This is a genomic window from Aeromonas sp. LsrichE-8G (genome assembly GCF_022869435.1).
GTDB lineage: Bacteria > Pseudomonadota > Gammaproteobacteria > Enterobacterales > Aeromonadaceae > Aeromonas > Aeromonas caviae.
Genome location: NZ_JALIHH010000043.1, coordinates 20,563 through 40,011 on the forward strand (window position 1 = coordinate 20,563; position 19,449 = coordinate 40,011).

At 64.2% G+C, this 19,449-nt stretch carries 15 protein-coding genes and 2 pseudogenes; 10 read left to right on the forward strand and 7 right to left on the reverse strand.

Annotated features, from left to right (window positions below):
- Positions 1-40: 40 nt before the first annotated feature.
- Positions 41-1,559: pseudogene (locus MUW49_RS08615) on the reverse strand (YifB family Mg chelatase-like AAA ATPase).
- Between the two features lie 385 nt (positions 1,560-1,944).
- On the opposite strand from MUW49_RS08615, the gene ilvG reads away from it, so the two are divergent.
- The 6 genes from ilvG to ompA all read left to right on the forward strand — a co-directional run bounded on the left by ilvG (position 1,945) and on the right by ompA (position 9,766).
- Positions 1,945-3,591, forward strand: coding sequence for an acetolactate synthase 2 catalytic subunit (gene ilvG / locus MUW49_RS08620; protein WP_052815776.1), 1,647 nt, complete (start codon positions 1,945-1,947; stop codon positions 3,589-3,591).
- Complete coding sequence (ilvM, locus tag MUW49_RS08625; protein ID WP_052815777.1) at positions 3,588-3,845, forward strand: acetolactate synthase 2 small subunit; 258 nt, start codon at positions 3,588-3,590, stop codon at positions 3,843-3,845. The genes ilvG and ilvM overlap by 4 nt, the downstream gene beginning before the upstream one ends.
- Positions 3,846-3,857: 12 nt before the next feature.
- Positions 3,858-4,802, forward strand: coding sequence for a branched-chain amino acid transaminase (locus MUW49_RS08630; RefSeq protein ID WP_052815778.1), 945 nt, complete (start codon positions 3,858-3,860; stop codon positions 4,800-4,802).
- A 146-nt stretch (positions 4,803-4,948) separates the two neighbouring features.
- Positions 4,949-6,790 (forward strand): dihydroxy-acid dehydratase, encoded by a 1,842-nt coding sequence (gene ilvD / locus MUW49_RS08635; protein ID WP_052815779.1) that lies wholly within the window; start codon positions 4,949-4,951, stop codon positions 6,788-6,790.
- 64 nt (positions 6,791-6,854) lie between these two features.
- Positions 6,855-8,387 (forward strand): threonine ammonia-lyase, biosynthetic, encoded by a 1,533-nt coding sequence (gene ilvA, locus MUW49_RS08640; RefSeq protein ID WP_244812623.1) that lies wholly within the window; start codon positions 6,855-6,857, stop codon positions 8,385-8,387.
- A gap of 248 nt (positions 8,388-8,635) precedes the next feature.
- The gene (ompA, locus tag MUW49_RS08645) at positions 8,636-9,766 is read left to right on the forward strand and encodes a porin OmpA (RefSeq protein ID WP_041211986.1); all 1,131 of its coding nucleotides are present in this window, start codon (positions 8,636-8,638) and stop codon (positions 9,764-9,766) included.
- A 52-nt stretch (positions 9,767-9,818) separates the two neighbouring features.
- On the opposite strand, the gene MUW49_RS08650 is transcribed toward ompA, so the two are convergent.
- The gene (locus MUW49_RS08650) at positions 9,819-10,214 is read right to left on the reverse strand and encodes an HPP family protein (protein ID WP_171864758.1); all 396 of its coding nucleotides are present in this window, start codon (positions 10,212-10,214) and stop codon (positions 9,819-9,821) included.
- A 368-nt stretch (positions 10,215-10,582) separates the two neighbouring features.
- Here MUW49_RS08650 and MUW49_RS08655 point away from each other — a divergent pair, with 368 nt between their 5' ends.
- Positions 10,583-11,122 (forward strand): TetR/AcrR family transcriptional regulator, encoded by a 540-nt coding sequence (locus MUW49_RS08655; RefSeq protein WP_052815780.1) that lies wholly within the window; start codon positions 10,583-10,585, stop codon positions 11,120-11,122.
- Here MUW49_RS08655 and priA read toward each other — a convergent pair.
- The gene (gene priA / locus MUW49_RS08660) at positions 11,119-13,326 is read right to left on the reverse strand and encodes a primosomal protein N' (protein WP_080990014.1); all 2,208 of its coding nucleotides are present in this window, start codon (positions 13,324-13,326) and stop codon (positions 11,119-11,121) included. The two genes, MUW49_RS08655 and priA, sit on opposite strands and share 4 nt — an antisense overlap.
- Positions 13,327-13,473: 147 nt before the next feature.
- On the opposite strand from priA, the gene rpmE reads away from it, so the two are divergent.
- The 3 genes from rpmE to MUW49_RS08675 all read left to right on the forward strand — a co-directional run bounded on the left by rpmE (position 13,474) and on the right by MUW49_RS08675 (position 16,675).
- The gene (gene rpmE / locus MUW49_RS08665) at positions 13,474-13,689 is read left to right on the forward strand and encodes a 50S ribosomal protein L31 (protein WP_010676078.1); all 216 of its coding nucleotides are present in this window, start codon (positions 13,474-13,476) and stop codon (positions 13,687-13,689) included.
- Between the two features lie 116 nt (positions 13,690-13,805).
- Entirely contained in the window at positions 13,806-15,239 is a 1,434-nt protein-coding gene (locus MUW49_RS08670) for a DUF2867 domain-containing protein (protein ID WP_010676077.1), read from the forward strand.
- Positions 15,240-15,418: 179 nt separating this feature from the next.
- Complete coding sequence (locus tag MUW49_RS08675) at positions 15,419-16,675, forward strand: malic enzyme-like NAD(P)-binding protein (RefSeq protein ID WP_052815781.1); 1,257 nt, start codon at positions 15,419-15,421, stop codon at positions 16,673-16,675.
- Between the two features lie 72 nt (positions 16,676-16,747).
- Here MUW49_RS08675 and MUW49_RS08680 read toward each other — a convergent pair whose 3' ends face one another.
- The 4 genes and pseudogenes from MUW49_RS08680 to rstA form a co-directional block, all read right to left on the reverse strand.
- On the reverse strand, positions 16,748-16,930 hold the full coding sequence (locus MUW49_RS08680; RefSeq protein WP_010676075.1) for a hypothetical protein: 183 nt from the start codon (positions 16,928-16,930) through the stop codon (positions 16,748-16,750).
- A 54-nt stretch (positions 16,931-16,984) separates the two neighbouring features.
- Complete coding sequence (gene rstB / locus MUW49_RS08685; RefSeq protein ID WP_052815782.1) at positions 16,985-18,310, reverse strand: two-component system sensor histidine kinase RstB; 1,326 nt, start codon at positions 18,308-18,310, stop codon at positions 16,985-16,987.
- Positions 18,311-18,423: 113 nt separating this feature from the next.
- Positions 18,424-18,513 (reverse strand): annotated as a pseudogene (locus tag MUW49_RS08690) (two-component system response regulator RstA); the annotation flags it as partial.
- A 25-nt stretch (positions 18,514-18,538) separates the two neighbouring features.
- On the reverse strand, positions 18,539-19,246 hold the full coding sequence (gene rstA, locus MUW49_RS08695) for a two-component system response regulator RstA (RefSeq protein WP_010676073.1): 708 nt from the start codon (positions 19,244-19,246) through the stop codon (positions 18,539-18,541).
- Positions 19,247-19,449 lie beyond the last annotated feature (203 nt).

Here is a 19,449-nt window from a genome sequence, read left to right on the forward strand (position 1 = left end):
CCCTTTCCGGGTCGGGAGGTGGCTGCTGCCGTTTCCCCGCTCACTGGCCCCCGCGCAGCCGTGACAACAGCCTATCCATGGCACGATAGCCCAGGGCTTCGATCAGATGCGCTCTCTCGATAGTGGCGTGTCCCGCCAGATCGGCGATGGTGCGCGATACCCGCAGGATGCGGTGCCAGGCCCGGATGCTGAGCCCCAGCTTCTGGATGGCACCCTCCAGAAACTCGGCATCCTGTGGCGATAATCTGCAAACATCTTCGATTTCACGACTATCCAGCAGGTTGTTGAGTTTTCCGCTGCGACTCAGCATGCGCTCTCGCGCCCCCAGCACCCGTTCGCGTATCTGCTGGCTCGATTCCCCCCGCTCCGCCTTGCCGGTCAGGCTCCCCCTGGGCAAGAGCGGGACCTCTACCGTCAGATCGAACCGATCGAGAAAGGGGCCGGAGAGCTTGCCCAGATAGCGCAAGATCTGATCCGGGCTGGAGCGGGTCTGGCCGTCGCCATAATGGCCGCAGGGGCTGGGATTCATGGCACCCACCAGTTGGAAGCGGGCGGGAAAATCCACCTGGCGGGCGGCACGACTGATGGTGATGTGCCCGGTCTCCAGCGGCTCGCGAAGGGAGTCGAGCACCTTGCGCTCGAACTCCGGCAGTTCATCCAGAAACAGTACCCCGTTGTGGGCGAGGGAAATTTCGCCAGGCCTGGGATGGGTACCCCCGCCCACCAGCGCCACCGCCGAGGCACTGTGATGGGGCGTGCGATACGGCCTGTGGTGCCAGTGGCCGGCGCGGGGGGTGAGGCCGCCGATGGAGTGAATGGCGGCGGTCTGCTGCGCCTCCTGTTCACTCAGCGGTGGCAGAATGCCGGGCAGACGGCTGGCCAACATGCTCTTGCCGGTGCCGGGGGGGGCCGATGAACAACAGGTTGTGGCTGCCGGCGGCGGCGATCTCCAGCGCCCGCTTCGCCTGGGACTGACCGATCACGTCCTGCAGATCCGGCACGTCGGGCAGGGTCTCCGCGCTCTGGGGTTCCGGCAGCGGCAGTTCGTACTGGCCCGCCAGCCAGGCGGTGACCGCCAGCAGCTGGTGGGCGGTGCGCACCTCGGCATCCTGTATGAGGGAAGCCTCCGGACCGTTCTCCCGTGGGACCAGCAGGGTGCGCCCCGCGTCGCGGCAGGCGAGCACCGAGGGGAGCACCCCAAGCACGGGGCGGATCTCGCCCGTCAGGGCCAATTCCCCTAAAAATTCGTGATCGAGCAGGTATTTTGCGGGTATCTGCTTGGATGCTGCGAGAATGCCGATGGCGATGGCCAGGTCGAAACGGCCCCCCTCCTTGGGCAGATCCGCAGGGGCCAGGTTGACCGTGATGTGCTTGGCCGGAAATTCGAAATTGCCGTTGAGCAGGGCGCTGCGCACCCGATCCCGCGACTCTTTCACCGAGGTTTCCGGCAACCCCACCATGTTGAAGGCGGGCAGGCCGTTGGAGAGGTGCACTTCCACAGTGACTTGCGGCGCCGCTATCCCCAGGCTGGCACGGCTATAAACAACAGCTAATGACATAAATACCGTCCTTGGTTTGATGTAAATGCTGGTTAACCGTTTTTTATTAGTTTTTTGTTCCAGTCGTCAGGTTTCAGAGCAGTCAAAATCAGAGTCTTGTCAGGTAAAAAGTGCTTGCCCAATAAAAATCACCGTGCTAGTTCTAATAGCCATTCGCGGCAAGCTCCGCTCCCATTTCACAGGATTTCCGGTTGTAACTATGAACATGGCCTCCCGTTTCGTCAGCATTATTGTGGTCCTAGTGGTGATTATTATCTCACCGCTCGGGGCTCGTTTGGCTGCACGGAACAAGGGATAGACCCACCACCGGACAGAACGAAACAAGCGACCCCCGAGCCTCACGGCCCGGGGGTTTTTTTTTCGACCAAAGGACAGGATTTTCCACATGAACGGCGCGCAGTTTTTGGTACAGGCTCTCAAGAAACAGGGTGTGACCCAGGTGTTTGGTTACCCGGGCGGAGCCATCATGCCGGTCTACGACGCCCTGTATGACGGTGGCCTGGCCCATCAGCTCTGCCGCCACGAGCAGGGTGCCGCCATGGCTGCGGTGGGTTATGCCCGCGCTTCCGGTCAGGTGGGGGTCTGCATCGCTACCTCTGGCCCCGGCGCCACCAACCTGGTCACCGGCCTCGCGGAGGCACTGCTCGATTCGGTACCGCTGGTGGCCATCAGCGGCCAGGTGCCCTGCGCCGCCGTCGGTACCGATGCCTTTCAGGAAGTGGACGTGCTCGGCATGTCCCTTTCCTGCACCAAGCACTCCTTCATGGTGACGGACCCGGCGGATCTGGGACGGGTCATTGCCGAAGCCTTCGCCATCGCCACCGAAGGGCGTCCGGGTCCCGTGCTCATCGACCTGCCCAAGGATGTGCAGCTGGCCGCCGTTCCTTCTCAAAGCCCGCTGTTTGCCGTGGAGGAACCCGAGCCCCTGAATCAGGCCGAGCTGACGGCCGCCCGCACCCTGCTGGCCGGTGCCGAGCGTCCGGTACTCTACGTCGGTGGTGGGGTGGGCATGGCCAATGCCGAGCAGCAGCTGCGCGACTTTGCCGCCACCACGGGGATGCCGGCGGTCACCACCCTCAAGGGGATAGGTGCCCTCGACCCCGACAGCCCCGTTTATCTGGGCATGCTCGGCATGCACGGTACCAAGGCCGCCAACCTGGCGGTACAGCAGTGCGATCTGCTGGTGGTGGTAGGCGCCCGTTTCGATGATCGGGTGACCGGCAAGCTGGAGGAATTTGCCCCCGAGGCGAAGGTGATCCACCTGGATGTGGACGCCGCCGAGTTCGGCAAGCGCCGCGCCGCCGATGTGGGGATCACCACGGATCTCAAGCGTGTGCTGCCCGCCCTGGCGATGACGCTGACCCTCGACCCCTGGCGCGAGCACTGCGCCACCATGGCTCGGGAATACGCCTTCCGCTACGACCATCCGGGTCAGGCCATCTACGCCCCGGCTCTGCTCAAAGAGCTTTCAAGCCAGCTGCCTGACACCAGCGTGGTGGCCTGCGACGTGGGTCAGCACCAGATGTGGGTGGCCCAGCACATGCGTTTCACCAGCCCGCGCAACCACCTCTCCAGTGCCGGCCTCGGCACCATGGGCTTCGGCCTGCCCGCCGCCATCGGCGCCAAGATGTCGCGCCCCGATGACGAGGTGGTGCTGGTGAGCGGGGACGGCTCCTTCATGATGAACGTGCAGGAGCTCGGCACCATCCGCCGGGCCCGGCTAAAGGTGAAGATGGTGCTGCTGGACAACCAGCGCCTCGGCATGGTGCGCCAATGGCAGGAGCTGTTCTTCGACGGTCGCTACAGCGAGACCAATCTGTCCGACAACCCCGATTTCGTCGCCCTGGCTGCCGCCTTCGGCATTCCCGGCGAGACCATCACATGCAAGGAAGAGATAGGTCCGGCACTGGATCGCCTGCTGGCGAGCGAGAGTGCCTATCTGCTGCATGTGGCTATTTCAGAGGAAGAAAATGTCTGGCCCCTGGTTCCGCCAGGAGTCGCCAACCACAAGATGATGGAGCAACGCCCATGAACCAGCTCAATACCAGCACCCTGGAAATCCATGCCCAACCCAGACCCGAAGTGATGGAACGGGTGCTGCGGGTGGTCCGTCACCGCGGTTTCAATCTCTGCGCCCTCAACATGGAGCAGGATTGCCAACAGCTGCGGATCACGGTTACTGTCGAATCGGTACGTCCCATCCAGCAGTTGTGGTGCCAGCTGGTCAAGCTGGTGGATGTCTCCCGGGTCGATGCACTGGAACAGCAACCCCGGATCAGAGCTTAAGGAGCCAAGCCAATGTCACAGCCTTCCCAATCCGCCGCCCACCCCCAATACATCTGGTTCAACGGCAAGCTGGTCCCCTGGCAGGATGCCCAGGTGCATGTCATGAGCCATGCCCTGCACTACGGCTCCTCGGTGTTCGAGGGGGTGCGGGCCTATGACACTCCCAAGGGGACCTGCATCTTTCGCCTGCAGGAGCACACCCGACGCCTGTTCGACTCCGCCAAGATCTACTGGATGGACGTCCCCTACAGCGAGACCGAAGTGAATGAAGCCTGCCGCACCGTGGTGCGCGAGAACGGCCTGAAGAGCGGCTACCTGCGCCCGCTGGCCTTTGTCGGCAACGTGGGGCTGGGGCTGCATCCGCCGCTGGATGCCAAGGCCGACCTCATGGTCGCGGCCCTGCCCTGGGGCGCCTACCTCGGAGAAGAGGGGCTGAAAAACGGGGTGGATGTGTGCGTCACCTCCTGGAACCGGCTCGCTCCCAACACCATCCCGACCGGTGCCAAGGCGGGGGGCAACTATCTCTCTTCCCAGCTCATCAGCCGCGAGGCCAAGCGCAACGGCTTCGCCGAGGGGCTGGCGCTGGATGTGAACGGCTATCTGAGCGAAGGGGCGGGGGAGAACCTGTTTCTGGTGAAGAACGGCGTGCTGTTCACCCCGCCCGCCACCGCCGCCATCCTGCCCGGCATCACCCGCGACACCATCATGACGCTGGCGCGCGACTTGGGTTACGAGGTACGCGAGCAGGCGCTGCCCCGTGAAGCGCTGTACGTCGCAGACGAAATCTTCATGACCGGCACGGCGGCCGAGGTGACCCCGGTGCGCTCGGTGGATCGGATGAAGGTGGGCGCCGGTTGCCGTGGCCCGGTGACCGAGCAGTTGCAGAACGCCTTCTTCGGCCTGTTCAACGGCAAGACCGAAGACAAGTGGGGCTGGCTGACGCCGGTCAACGACTGATGAGAGCGGGGAGGCGTCACGCCTCCCCGAGTCGCTTCCGGTGAAGGCTCCCCGAGGTGCCTTCACCAGGATCGATTACCGATCCGCGAATCACACATTCATGTTGAAAGACAATGCGCCCCAGGGGCATTCAGGGAGTAGAGACAATGCCGAAGTTGAGATCCGCCACCACCACCCACGGACGTAACATGGCCGGGGCCCGCGCCCTCTGGCGTGCCACCGGCATGACCGATCAGGATTTCGGCAAGCCCATCATCGCCGTGGTCAACTCTTTCACCCAGTTCGTGCCGGGCCACGTCCACCTCAAGGATCTGGGCCAGCTGGTCGCCCGCGAAATCGAGGCGGCTGGCGGGGTCGCGAAGGAGTTCAACACCATCGCCGTGGATGACGGCATCGCCATGGGCCACGGTGGCATGCTCTATTCCCTGCCGTCCCGGGAGCTCATCGCCGACTCGGTGGAGTACATGGTCAACGCCCACTGCGCCGACGCCATGGTCTGCATCTCCAACTGCGACAAGATCACCCCGGGGATGCTGATGGCTGCCCTGCGCATCAACATCCCGGTGATCTTCGTCTCCGGCGGACCCATGGAAGCGGGCAAGACCAAGCTTTCCGACCAGATCATCAAGCTGGATCTGGTGGACGCCATGATCCAGGGTGCCGACCCCAAGGTCTCCGACGCCCAGAGCGACCAGATCGAGCGCAGCGCCTGCCCCACCTGCGGCTCCTGCTCCGGCATGTTCACCGCCAACTCCATGAACTGCCTGACCGAGGCACTGGGTCTCTCCCAGCCGGGCAACGGCTCCCTGCTGGCGACCCACGCCGATCGCGAGCAGCTGTTCAAGCTGGCGGGCCAGCGCATCGTCACTCTGGCCAAGCGCTGGTATGAGCAGGACGATGCCTCGGCACTGCCGCGCAACATCGCCACCAAGGCGGCGTTCGAGAACGCCATGGCGCTCGACATCGCCATGGGCGGCTCCACCAATACCGTGCTGCACCTGCTGGCGGCAGCCCAGGAGGCGGGCGTCGACTTCACCATGTCCGACATCGACCGCATGTCCCGCAAGGTGCCCCAGCTGTGCAAGGTGGCGCCTTCCACCCAGAAGTACCACATGGAAGACGTGCACCGCGCCGGCGGCGTGGTTGCCATCCTGGGTCAGCTGGAAAAAGCGGGCCTGGTGCACGGGGATACCCGCAACGTGCTGGGCACTTCCCTGGTGGAGCTGCTGGCCGAATATGACGTCAGCCGCAGCAATGACAAGGGGGTTCACGACTTCTACCGTGCAGGCCCTGCCGGCATCCGTACCACCAAGGCGTTCAGTCAGGATTGCCGCTGGCCCGAGCTGGATCTGGACCGCGCCGAGGGGTGCATCCGCTCCTTCGATCACGCCTACAGCCAGGAAGGTGGCCTGGCGGTCCTCGCTGGCAACCTCGCCCTCAACGGGGCCATCGTCAAGACCGCCGGGGTGGACGAGGAGAACCTCACCTTCCGCGGCCCGGCCCGGGTATTCGAGAGCCAGGAGAGCGCGGTGAGCGGCATTCTGGACGGCACGGTGAAAGCCGGTGAAGTGGTGGTGATCCGCTACGAGGGCCCGAAAGGGGGCCCCGGCATGCAGGAGATGCTCTATCCCACCACCTATCTCAAGTCCATGGGATTGGGCAAGGCGTGTGCCCTCATCACCGACGGTCGCTTCTCCGGCGGTACCTCGGGTCTCTCCATCGGTCATGTCTCCCCGGAGGCGGCCTCCGGTGGCACTATCGGTCTGGTGGAGGATGGCGACATCATCAACATCGACATCCCAGCCCGCAGCATGGTGCTGGAGGTGGCAGACAGCGTGCTGGCTGCTCGTCGCGCCGCCGTCTCTGCCCGTGGCTGGAAGCCGGTCGATCGTCAGCGCGAGGTCTCCTTTGCCCTGCGCGCCTACGCCATGTTCGCCACCAGCGCCGACAAGGGCGCGGTGCGCGATCGCACCCTGCTGGGGGAGTGAGAGAATGAACTGTCATGATATGGGCGCATTGCGCGCCCTTCGCCACGAGACGGGGGTATAAACCATGGTCTCTGCGGCGGATTATCTACGCAAGGTACTGCTCTCCCCCGTCTACGAGGCGGCGAGGGTCACCCCTTTGCAAACCCTGAAGAAACTCTCCGAGCGGCTCGGCAATCACGTCAGCCTGAAGCGGGAGGATTTGCAACCGGTTCACTCCTTCAAGCTGCGCGGCGCCTACCACAAGATCGCCACCCTGACCCAGGAGCAGAAAGAACGCGGCGTCATCGCCGCCTCTGCCGGCAACCACGCCCAGGGGGTCGCCCTGTCGGCCGCCAAGCTCGGCATCAAGGCGATCATCGTGATGCCCAAGACCACGCCGGACATCAAGATCGACGCGGTGCGCCGTCAGGGCGGCAACGTCATGCTGTTTGGCAACAGCTTCGATGAGGCCTACGGCGAGAGCCGCCGACTCGCCGAGTTGGAGGGCTACACCCTGATCCCGCCGTTCGACGACGTCGAGGTGATCGCGGGCCAGGGCACCATCGGCAAGGAGCTGCTGGAGCAGGATACCCACCTCACCCACGTCTTCGTGCCGGTGGGCGGCGGCGGCCTGGCCGCCGGGGTGGCGGTCTACATCAAGCAGCTGCTGCCGGATGTGAAGGTGATCGGGGTGGAGGCGGATGGGTCCGCCTGCCTCAAGGCGGCGCTGGCGGCTGGCGAGCCGGTCAATCTGGACCGGGTCTCCCTGTTTGCGGACGGGGTGGCGGTCAAGCGCATCGGCGAGGAGACCTTCCGGCTGTGCAACCAGTATCTGGACGAGGTGGTGACCGTCTCCAACGACCAGATCTGCGCCGCCCTGAAAGACATCTTCGATGACTGCCGCGCCATCGCCGAGCCGTCAGGGGCCTTGTCCCTGGCGGGCCTCAAGGCCTACAGCGAGCGAGAGCAGGTGAAAGGGGGGCGGATGGCGGCCATTCTGTCCGGCGCCAACGTCAACTTCCACAGCCTGCGTTACGTGTCGGAGCGCTGCGAGATCGGCGAGAAGCGCGAGGGCATGCTGGCGGTGACCATCCCCGAGCGCAAGGGGGCCTTCCTCGACTTCTGCCGTCAGCTGGGGCCCCGCATGGTGACCGAGTTCAACTACCGCTACGCCGATGCCGAGCAGGCGTCGCTGTTCGTCTCGGTGCGCCTCACCGGCGGTGACGAGGAGCTGGGCCAGATCATCGATCAACTCGGCGGCAACGGTTATCCGGTGGTCAACATGACCGAGAGCGAGCTGGCCAAGAACCACGTGCGCTACATGATTGGCGGCCGCCCGGCCCGGCCCCTCGGTGAACGCCTCTACAGCTTCAAGTTCCCGGAGCAGCCGGGGGCCCTGATGCGCTTCCTCGAGACCCTGGGCTGTCGCTGGAACATCAGCCTGTTCCACTACCGCAACCACGGCGCCGACTACGGACGGGTGCTCTGCGCCTTCGAGCTGCCGGACGAGGACGTGGCGGCTTTCCACGACTACCTGCACGAGATTGGCTACGGCTGGAAAGAGGTGAGCGAGGATCCCGCCTACCGCCTGTTCCTGGCGAGCCAGGGCAGTCAGTGAGCGGGGAGCCATCCCCTTGCCAGATGAAAAACGAAGAGCCCGGCTCTTCGTTTTTTTATGGGCAACGCGCCGGCCCCCATGATTGGGGGCACGGTGGCCGATAATGTCGCCAATATCACACTCCTGAGTCCCTGGTCGTTTGAGGCTGGTTGCAGATGGGATAATCTGAATGCGGGGCTTGGGTTCAGGGCCCCGTCAGGGAAGAGAGACGCAGCCGCGTCATAACAATTCATTGCAGGGGCTCATCCATGAACAGATCTATGCTCGCCGTCCTGATCGGCGCTTTGATGGCAACAGGGACGGTGCAGGCTGCCGCCCAGGACAACACCTGGTATGTCGGCGGCAAGGCCGGCTGGTCAAATTATTACGGGGTGGATTACAACGCTCAGGTCGAAGAGCTGTTCGATGCGACCAAGGTGAACGAGAACAGCGATGATCTCGGTCTGGGGCTGTTTGCCGGTTATCAGGTAAACAGAAACGTGGCGATTGAGCTCGGCTATGACTGGCTCGGCAAGTATCAGGTGGACAAGCACTACTCGGGCAACGGGGTTGATTTCGCACTCGATGGCGAGGCCAAGGCCCAGATGGTGCAGGCCACCATGAAGATCATCCTGCCTGCAACCTCGGCACTGGATATCTACGGCCGTCTCGGGGGGGCCTATGCCTGGACCGAGAGCTCACTCAACGTCAGGGCCAGCGATGGCACCAGCAGCCTCTCCGAATCCCATGAGGGCAACAAATATCATGGTGCCGCCTTTGTCGGGGCGCTGGGGGTCGAATACGCCATCGACAAGGATTGGGCCGCCCGCCTCGAATACCAGTACACCACCCCCCTTGGCAAGACTTCCCTCGACGAGTCAGGCATCGAGATGGACAACGGCCTGCTGTCGGTCGGCATGCTCTATCGCTTCGGCCAGATCGGCGACGAGCCGGTGGCACCAACGCCTGCGCCCGAACCTGCGCCCGCCCCGGCCCCCGTGCTGGTGGAGAAACAGTTCAGCCTGGATTCCGATGTGCTGTTCGAGTTCAACAAGGCGACCCTGAAGCCAGCCGCCAGCCAGGCCCTCGACAACCTGTTTGCCCAGATCCTGGCGGCCAATCCGAAAGACGGGGTGGCGACGGTGATCGGTCATACCGACCGCATCGGCTCGGAGGCCTACAACCAGTCCCTCTCCGAACAGCGTGCCCGCACGGTGGCGGATTATCTCATCGCCAAGGGATTGTTTGCCGACAAGGTGCGTGCCGAAGGGCGGGGAGAGTCTTCGCCCGTGACCGGGGGCAGCTGCCCTGATGGCGCCAAGGCGCAGATGATCGCCTGCCTGGCCCCGGATCGCCGGGTCGAGGTGCGCCTGACCGGGGTCTCCCAGGTCGCCGAATAAGCCATCTTTGCCTTGCTATTAAACAACGAGGGGGCCTTGGCCCCCTCGTTGTTTATGTGGGTGTGAGCCGTGACGTTTGCAGCCGCTTGGCGCAATGACTCACCATGATCAGCAGCAAGGCGCCGGGCAGCACTGTTTGCCAGAGGAAAGGCCAGGACTGGGTGGTGAGCAGGATCAACAGTGGATTGGCTCCGGCGGGGGGGTGGATCAGCCCCAGTCCCTGCATGAGTGCAATGGACAGGCCCACACCCAGCGCCAGCTTGAGTTCCATCGGTAGCGGGAGCAATTGCACCACCAAACCCACGGTGGCCGATAACAGGTGGCCTCCCAGCACGTTCTGCGGACGGGCCAGCGGACTGTCCGGCAGTGAGAAGAGCAGCACACAGCTTGCCCCGAACGGTGCCATCAACAGGGTTGACTGCCAGCTCATGTCCAGCCAGCCGAGCAACATTATGGCCAGGCAGGCACCGCAATGCTGTTCACTTAAGAGAATTTGAGTTCCAGTCCACGTAGTATCAGGACAAAAAATCGAGGGAGGCATGATGCCTCCCTCTTTCTATTGCAAGCCCCGCTGGATAAAGGCTGGAGGAAGATCGACTGGACACAGCCTTGCCCCCTCAACTCAAATCCAATTTATGAATAATCAGTCAAAAAAGTGCTTATCTGAACAGCATTGAGGCAGGCACCGAGCCCTGCCAGCCAGGCACTTCGCCATCGTCTTGTTTCCATCTCCTGTCTCCTTGTCTGTGCCGGATCACTTGATCCAGCCTGCGACATTAGGTAGACAGATCGGTGTACTTCAAGAGGAAATTCACCATGAGCGAAAAACGGCAACAGCTGATGACGACAGCCTATCGGCTGTTCAATCGTCACGGCTTTCACGCCACCGGCATCGATCGCATCTGGGCCGAGGCGGGCAGTACCAAACGCACCCTCTATCGCCACTTCCCCACCAAGGATGCCTTGATCGAAGCCGTGCTGATGGCACGGGATGCGGAGTTCTTTGCCCTGCTCGATGCCAGGATGGATGGGGTGTCGGGGCGGGAGGCCAGGTTGCTGGCGCTGCTCGATGGCTTTGCAGACTGGTTTGGCCGCCGCGACTTCTACGGCTGCAACTTCATCAACGCGAGCGCCGAGTTCTCCGATCCTCGCCACCCGGTGCGCAAGCTGGTGGTGGCCCACAAGCGTGCGTTGCTGAACTGGGTCAGGGAGGCCCTCGAATGCACCGAGGTGCAGGCCACCGGGTTATGCCTGCTGCTGGAAGGGGCCGTGGTGATGGCCCACAGCTATCAGCAGCCTCTGGCTCTGGAACAGGCCAGGGTGTTGGCGGAGGCCGTGCTGGCAGAGCCGCGCTAGTTCAGTTCCGTGGGGTCGATATCCAGACTCCAGCGCACCCGCTTGGTCTCGGGCCACCCCTCCAGCTCCTTCACCGCCCAGTCGAGCAGCTGGGCCAGCGGTGCCCGGCTGGGCCCCTGCACCAGCAGCTGCATGCGAAACTTGCCCGCCTTGCGCTCCATGAAGCCGCTGATGGGCCCCAGCACCTGCACCTGGGGATAGCGGGCGCTGCGCAGGGTATCGGCGAGACGACTGAGGAACAGCTGTACCTCGTCGCGGCCGTTGGCCTCGGCCCGGAACAGTCCCTGATGGCTGAACGGTGGCAGCCCCAGCAGGCGGCGCTCTTTCAGCGCCGTGTCGGCGAAGTGGCCATAGCCGTTCTGGGTCAGATCCTGCAGCAGAGCGTGTTCGGGATGGTGGCTCTGCAGCACCACCAGCCCCGGTTTGCTGGCGCGACCAGCCCGGCCCGCCACCTGGGTGTAGAGCTGGGCCAGCTTCTCGGCGGCGCGAAAATCGGCGCTGAACAGGGCGCCATCCACGTCCAGCAGGCCCACTAGCGTCACGTCGGGGAAGTGGTGGCCCTTGGCCAGCATCTGGGTGCCGATCAGGATCTTGTACTTGCCCGCCTTGATGTCGCCGAGGTGCGTCTCCAGCTCCCCCTTGCGGCGGGTGTTGTCCCGGTCGATGCGCACCACCGGATATTGGGGAAAAACGGTGCCAAGCAGCTGCTCCAGCTGCTCTGTGCCGACCCCGGATCCGATCAACTCGCTGCTGCCGCACTCTGGGCAGTGATGGGGCAGAGGGCGCACGCTGTCGCAGTGGTGGCAGTGCAGCCGTCGCCCGGCCTGGTGCCAGGTGTACCAGGCGTCACAGCGCTCGCAGGCGGCACTCCAGCCGCACTGGTGGCAGATGAGTGCCGGCGCATAGCCGCGGCGGTTGAGAAACAGCATTACCTGGTTGCCCGCTGCCAGATGCTCGGCCATCAGCTGTTCCAGCTGGGGGGAGAGCCCCGCCTGCAGCCGCACGTTCTTGATGTCCAGGATCACCTGGCGAGCGGTCTGGGCGTTGCCGGCGCGGCGAGTGAGAGTGAGGTGGTGATACTTGCCGCTGCGGGCGTTGTGCAGCGTCTCCAGCGACGGGGTGGCAGATCCAAGTAGGATGGGAATGCCGGCGCGATGGGCCCGCATCACCGCCAGATCCCGCGCGTGGTAGCGAAAGCCGTCCTGTTGCTTGAAGGAGCCGTCGTGCTCCTCGTCGATGATGATGATGCCGAGGTCCTTGAACGGCGTGAACACCGCGGATCGGGTGCCGATCAGAATGGCGGCACCACCGTCGCGGCAGGCGAGCCAGGCATCGAGCCGCTCCCTGTCGTTCATGGCGGAGTTCATCGCCACCACGGGCACGTTGAAGCGGCGGCGAAAGCGGTTGATGGTCTGGGGGGTGAGGCCGATTTCCGGCACCATCACCAGCGCCTGCTTGCCCGCCTTGAGCAGGGGCTCGAGGATGCTGAGGTAAACCTCGGTCTTGCCGGAGCCCGTGATGCCGTCCAGCAGGAAGGCTCCGAACTTGTTGCTCTGGCTGGTGACGGCGGCCACCGCCAGCGCCTGCTCGCCGTTGAGGCGCAGCCCCTCACCCGGCTCGAAGCGGGTGGCCCAGTCGCCATCATGGCTCGGCTCCAGCGAGCGCTTCTCCAGCAGTCCCTTCTTCTCCAGCGCGGTGAGGGCCGCGCTCTGGATCTCCTCCTGTTTGAGGGCGGAGGGGGTCTGCGGCCCCTTGCGCAGCAAGGCGAGGGCCTGCTGCTGCTTGGCCGCCCGTTTGAGCTCGTTGAGGTCGATGGCCATGCCGGCCTCGGTGGCAAACCAGAACTCCAGCTCCCGATAGGCGGCGGGCTCACCCTTGCGCACCAGCACCGGCAGGGCATGGGGCAGCACTTCCCCCAGCGGATGCTGGTAGTAACCGGCGCTCCAGGCCATCAGCGCCAGAATGTCGGGCCCCAGCACGGGGGAGCTGTCGAGCACCCTCTTCAAGGGTTTTAATTTGTTGCGGGGGACCTGGCTCTCGGTCGGGTGATCCACCACCAGACCAACCAGGGTCTGCGGGCCGAACGGGATCTCGACCCGGCAACCGGGGGCAGGCAAGGGCAGGGGAGAGAGATAGTCGAAATGACGGCGTAACGGCACCGGCACAGCCACACGAACCAGATCCAGCGTTTGGGAAGAATTCACCAGGGGTTGCCTATTTTTTCTGCGAAGCCACTTGCCTGATCTCAGGCGTTTCCTATATTATTCGCAGCCTTTGAAACTGTGTTCAACAATCGTGTGGTGTCCGACAAGAGATCGGATGGCGACACGGCCTGATAATTGAGGTTGTCCATGAAAGCTGGTATCCATCCTGACTATGTAGCCATCACCGCCAAGTGCTCTTGCGGTAACGTCATCAACACCTTCTCTACCATCGGTAAAGATCTGAACCTGGACGTGTGCTCCGAGTGCCACCCGTTCTACACCGGCAAGCAGAAAGAAGTTTCTAGCGGCGGCCGCGTAGACAAGTTCAACAAGCGTTTCGGTGGCTTGACCTCCAAGAAGTAATCTTGCTTCTGAAGAATTCTGAAAAAGGCGCCCATCGGGTGCCTTTTTTATTGGCCGCCATTCTGTAATTCCCCGCTTTGCCCTATGGTGTTGGCTCAACCAAGGGAGAAGAGCCGATGCGCACATGTCTGGTGATGGGAGCTGCCGGGTACATAGGATCCTACCTGGTGCCTCATCTGCAGGGTCTGGGGTACAGGGTCATCGCCGGGGCCCGTCGTCCCTGCCGTCTGCCGGAGGGGGTGGCGTTTCGCCTCGCCGACAGCCTCAAGCCTGCCACCCTGCCCCCTGCGCTGGCGGGGGTCGACACCGTCTTCTATCTGGTACACGCCATGGGGGCGGGGGCCGGTTTTCACCGGCTGGAGCAGCAGGGAGTGAAAAACTTCGCCGCCGCCGCCCGTGCCGCCGGGGTGCGCCGCATCGTCTATCTCGGGGCCATCCAGCCCGAGCCCTGCAACAGTCGCCACCTCAACTCCCGGCGCTACTGTGGGGAGCTGTTTCGCAGCGCAGGGGTGCCCACGGTAGAGCTGCGTGCCGGCATCATCATAGGCCCCGGCTCGGCGGCGTTCGAGGTGATGCGGGATCTGGTGTACAACCTGCCCATGATGGTGACGCCCAAGTGGGTGCGTTCCCGCACGCCCCCCATCGCCCTCTCCAACCTCTTGCACTATCTGGGCGGGCTGGTGGAAGCCGACGGGGTGGATGGCCAGATCTTCAATGCGGCCGGCCCCGAGCTGCTCAGCTACCAGCAGCAGCTCCAAAAATTCGCCGCCCATATCGGCAAACGCTGCCCCATCATTCCGATCCCCTTTTTGAGCCCCCGGCTCTCCGCCTGGTGGCTGCAGTTCGCCACCTCGGTTCCCCAACCCATCGCCAAGGCGCTGGTGGGGGGGCTCAAGCACGACATCCCGGCGGATGACGGCCCCTTGCGCGCCCTGTTGCCCCAGCATCTGCTCAGCTTCGACGAGGCGCTGGCGGAGAGCCTGGCGCTGGAGCAGAGGCTCGGTGCCGAGCAGCACGGGGAGGAGACGCCCCTTGGTCTGCGCTGGCGCCATCCCGAATATGGCTTCTACGACCGCACCGCCAGCGGGGAGGCGGATTGCCTCGCCGCCCCCGAGGTGGTGTGGCAGGTGTTGCAGCAACTGGGGGGTGAGCAGCGCTACTTCTACATGAACGAGCTGTGGGTGGTGCGCGAATGGATGGATCATCTGATCGGCGGCCCGGCCCGGACCCGGGGGCGCACCAACCCGGATCGCTTCGTGAAGGGGGACATGCTGGACTCCTGGCAGATCCTCGGGGTGGATGAAGGACGCAGGCTGGATCTGTTGTTCAACATGAAGGCCCCCGGCGTCGGTCGGCTGGAGTTCAACATCCAGCCCCTGGAGTCCGGCCTGACCCGGCTGCGGGTGACGGCCCACTGGCATCCGCAGGGGGCCTGGGGGCTGGCCTACTGGCTTGCCATGCTGCCGTTTCACCTCTTCATCTTCCAGGGGATGACGGAGGCCATCGCCCGGCAGGCAGAGGCAAAAGCCGGCATTCCAGTCATGGATTGAAATCGAATCTATAACTAATTGGGTAATTATGGGTGGCATGACATGCTACTGACTAGCGTGTCATTGCTATCCAGCGATATTTTATGCTGTGAAAGGGCGGGGGATTTCTTTATGATCCTCAGCCCTCGCCCGCTGGCGAGCCAACGCATCACTCATTCATTTCCGTATCGGGGTCCCCCATGTCCGATCAGCAGCACGATCTCCGCCAACAGGCACTCGACTACCACGCCCAACCCGTTCCGGGCAAAATCGCCATCGCCCTCACCAAGCCCGCCGAGACCGCTCGCGATCTGGCGCTGGCCTACAGCCCGGGCGTAGCCGAACCGGTACGCGAGATCGCCGCCAATCCGGCCGATGCCTACCGTTACACCGGCAAGGGCAACCTGGTGGCCGTCATCTCCAACGGCACCGCCATCCTGGGGCTGGGCAATCTGGGCCCGCTGGCCTCCAAGCCGGTGATGGAGGGCAAGGCCCTGCTGTTCAAGCGCTTTGCCGGCATCGACGCCATCGACATCGAGGTGAAGCACGAGACCAGCGCCCAGTTCATCGACACGGTGGCCGCCATCGCCGACACCTTCGGCGGCATCAACCTGGAAGACATCAAGGCCCCCGAGTGCTTCGAGATTGAAGAGGCGCTGATCGCCCGCTGCGACATCCCGGTGTTCCACGATGACCAGCACGGTACCGCCATCGTCACCGCCGCCGGGCTGCTCAACGCGCTGGAAGTGCAGGGCAAGGAGATTGGCACCAGCCGCATCGTCTGCATGGGCGCCGGCGCCGCCGCCACCGCCTGCATGGATCTGCTGATCAAGTGCGGGGCTGCGCCGCACAACATCTTCATGCTGGACCGCCAGGGTGTGATCCACAGCGGCCGCACCGATCTCAACCAGTACAAGCAGCGTTTCGCCAACGACACCCCCCTGCGCACCCTGATGGAGGTGATCGACGGGGCTGACGTCTTCGTCGGCGTCTCCGGCCCGGACGTACTGCCCGCCGAGGCGGTGGCCCTGATGGCCCCCAACCCGGTGATCTTCGCCTGCTCCAATCCGGACCCCGAGATCAAGCCTGCCCTGGCTCACGGAGTACGCGGGGATCTCATCATGGGAACCGGCCGCTCGGACTACCCGAACCAGATCAACAACGTGCTCTGCTTTCCCTTCATCTTCCGCGGCGCCCTCGACGCCCGTGCCAGCCGCATCAACGATGCCATGAAGATCGCGGCAGTGGAGGCGATCCGCGCCCTGGCCAAGGAGCCGGTGCCCGCCGAGGTGCTGACCGCCGCTGGCGTGAGTGAACTCGCCTTCGGCAAGGATTACGTCATTCCCAAGCCCATGGATGCCCGCCTGCTGCCGCGGGTTGCCCGTGCCGTGGCGCTGGCGGCGGTTGCCTCCGGGGTGGCCCGCATCGAACTGCCAGGGGATTACATGCTGGGTTGAGTCACGGCAAGCGCGCAAAAACAGAAGGGGCCCCCTGTCGGGGGCCCCTTTTTCATGGTGGAAGCGGGCAGCTTACTTGGTCTTGGGAGCAACCTTGACGGCCGGCGCCTTGGCGTGGGCAGCCTTGTGATGCTTTTTCACGACCTTGGTCTGGGTGGCGTGGGGAGCGGCGGCCTTGGTCGGGGTGGCGGCCATGGTGAAGCCGGAGGTCAGGGCGAAGACAGCGGCCAGAGTCAGGGGGATCAGCTTGTTCATATTCCAGTTCCTCGTTCGGTTTGATGACATGGAGCGTTTCTCCATGACTTCATCCTAGGGCTGTTCGACCTGCGGTTCAGTGAGCGACTGGTGACGGTTTGTATCCAAATGTACGGGCAGGGTCAGGCAGAAACGGGCACCGCTGCTGCTTGGCAGCAGTTGCACCTCGCCGCCGTGGTGGCGGGCGATGCTGCGCACGATGGCCAACCCCAGCCCGGCGCCGCCGGTGCGTCTGTCCCGGCTCTGATCCAGGCGCACGAAGGGCTCGAAGATTTGCGGGGCCAGCGCGGGATCGATGCCGGGGCCATCGTCGGCGACCTCCAGCAGATAGTCGTCCCCCTGTCGCGCTATGCAGAGGCTTGCCTGGCTGGTGGCATGGCGCAGGGCGTTGCCGATGAGGTTTTCCAGCGCCCGGTCCAGCAATCGGGTGTCGCCGCGCCAGGGCAGAGCCATGGCCGGGCGCACGAAGTCGAGCCGCTTGTCCGGTCGCAGGGCCTGCCAGTCGGCCAGGCGGCTGCCGGCCCAGCTGCCGAGCTCCAGATCGCTGCATTGCAGCGGCAGTTCGGGGCGATCGAGCCTGGCATAGGTGAGCATCTCCTCGATGAGGGCATCGAGGGCGCCGAGGTCCCGCTCCAGTCCCTGCTGCTCCTCGGGTGAGGGAGGCTCGGCCAGCATGGCGAGGCGATAGCGCAGCCGCACCAGGGGGGAGCGCAGCTCGTGGGCGATGGCGTCGGTCAACTGCTTGCGACTGGCCAGCATGGCCTGCAACTGCTCCGCCATCTGGTCGAAGGTGCGGCCGACCCGGCCCAGGCTGCTGCCGGGCGGCAAACCGGTGCGACAGGAGAGATCCCCGTCGCCGACCCGGCGGGCGGTCTGTTCGAGCTGTTGCAGGCCGCGCCAGTGGGGGCGCAGCCAGAGCAGGATGGGCAGGCCGAGGGAAAGGCCGATGAGCAGCAGCAGCCCCACGTCCACCCAGTGCAGTTCGTGCAGGTAGGAGAGGTAGGGGACGGGACCGACGATCAGCACCTTGTCGGTGTTCGGGATGCGCTGCAGGAAGGTGTCATCCTCTTCGACGATGACGATGTTGCCCACCTCGAGGAAGGCCTGATCCTCGCTGGCCAGGGGCTGGTTGGCGAGGACGCCGATCTGCAGCGGCAGATTGAGCTGGCGGCTCTGCTCGCCGGTGCGGGTGGCCCAGTGTTCCGGCGGCAGCCGGGCCAGCTCGCCAGTGAGCAGGCCGAGGGAGCCTTGCATCATCCGCTCCAGATAACGGTCCCCCGCCCGCTCTGCACTGACCTGATAGACCAGCCCGATGAGCAGAATGGCGAGGGTGAAGCAGCCTATCAGCAGCAGATAGAACTGGATAAACAGGCGTCGCATCGGGGCTCTCCTCTTGCCTGGATTGCGTCTGGGCATTGCCTTGTTGCCCCTCATCCCCAACCCTTCTCCCGCAAGGGGAGAAGGCTGAGTGCATCAAGGTCATTCGGCGGGGCTTATTCCCAGGCCTGGGGCACCAGCAGGTAACCTTTCTGGCGCACCGTCTTGATCCAGATCGAGTTGTTGCTGTCATTCCCTGGCTTCTGGTGTGCAGGCGTGTGAGACACCAGCTCATTCCCAAGCTTGGGGTACGAGTAGATAACCCTTTTGGCGCACCGTCTTGATGCGGGTCGGGTTGTTGCTGTCATCCCCGAGCCGGCGGCGCAGACGGGAGATGGCCACGTCCATGCTGCGATCCTGGCCGTCGTAGTCGCGCCCCCGCAGGCTGCGAAACAGCGCCTCCCGCCCCAGGATCTGGCCCGCGTGGCAGGCCAGCTCCCACAGGAGGTCGAAATCGGCGGTGGAGAGGGGAATGCTCTCCCCATCGAGGCGCACGTCCCGACCCGGGCCGTCTATCTGGAGGCGGCCGAACTGCAGGCGCTGGGGCGGGGCGGCGGGGACCACGGCCTGCTGGCTCTGCCCCTGCTGGCGAAACTGGACTCGTAGCCGGGCCAGCAGCACCGGGGGGGGCGTGGTCTTGAGGATGTAGTCGTTGGCCCCCAGCTCCAGGCTCAGGATCTGGTTCATGTCGCTGTCGAGCGAAGTGAGCATGACGATGGGGCCGGCAAAGCGCGGGCGCAGATCCCGGCACAGGGAGAGGCCATCCTGCCCCGGCAGCATGATGTCGAGCAGCACCAGATCCGGCTGCTCGGCCAGGGCCCTGTCGAGTGCCCGGTCACCCCGGGTCTCCAGCAGCACCTCGATGTCGTGGCGACCGAGCCAGCTGCTGATGAGCTGGCCTATCTCGGGATCGTCTTCAACAAACAGAACGCGTGGCATGGTGGCGTGGTTCCCCGGTCATGGCGTGAGTGGACGTGTCGCCAGCATAACGGCTGCGTCCGCGCTCTGCACCGGGATAACTAATCAATGCGGGGGTTTTTGCCCCTTCTCCCGGGGGAGAAGGGGGGACAGGATGAATCGGTTGGTATCGGGCCGCCCCCACTTGTCCCGTGGCGGGTCGGGGCAGCGCGATGAGGCAGGAT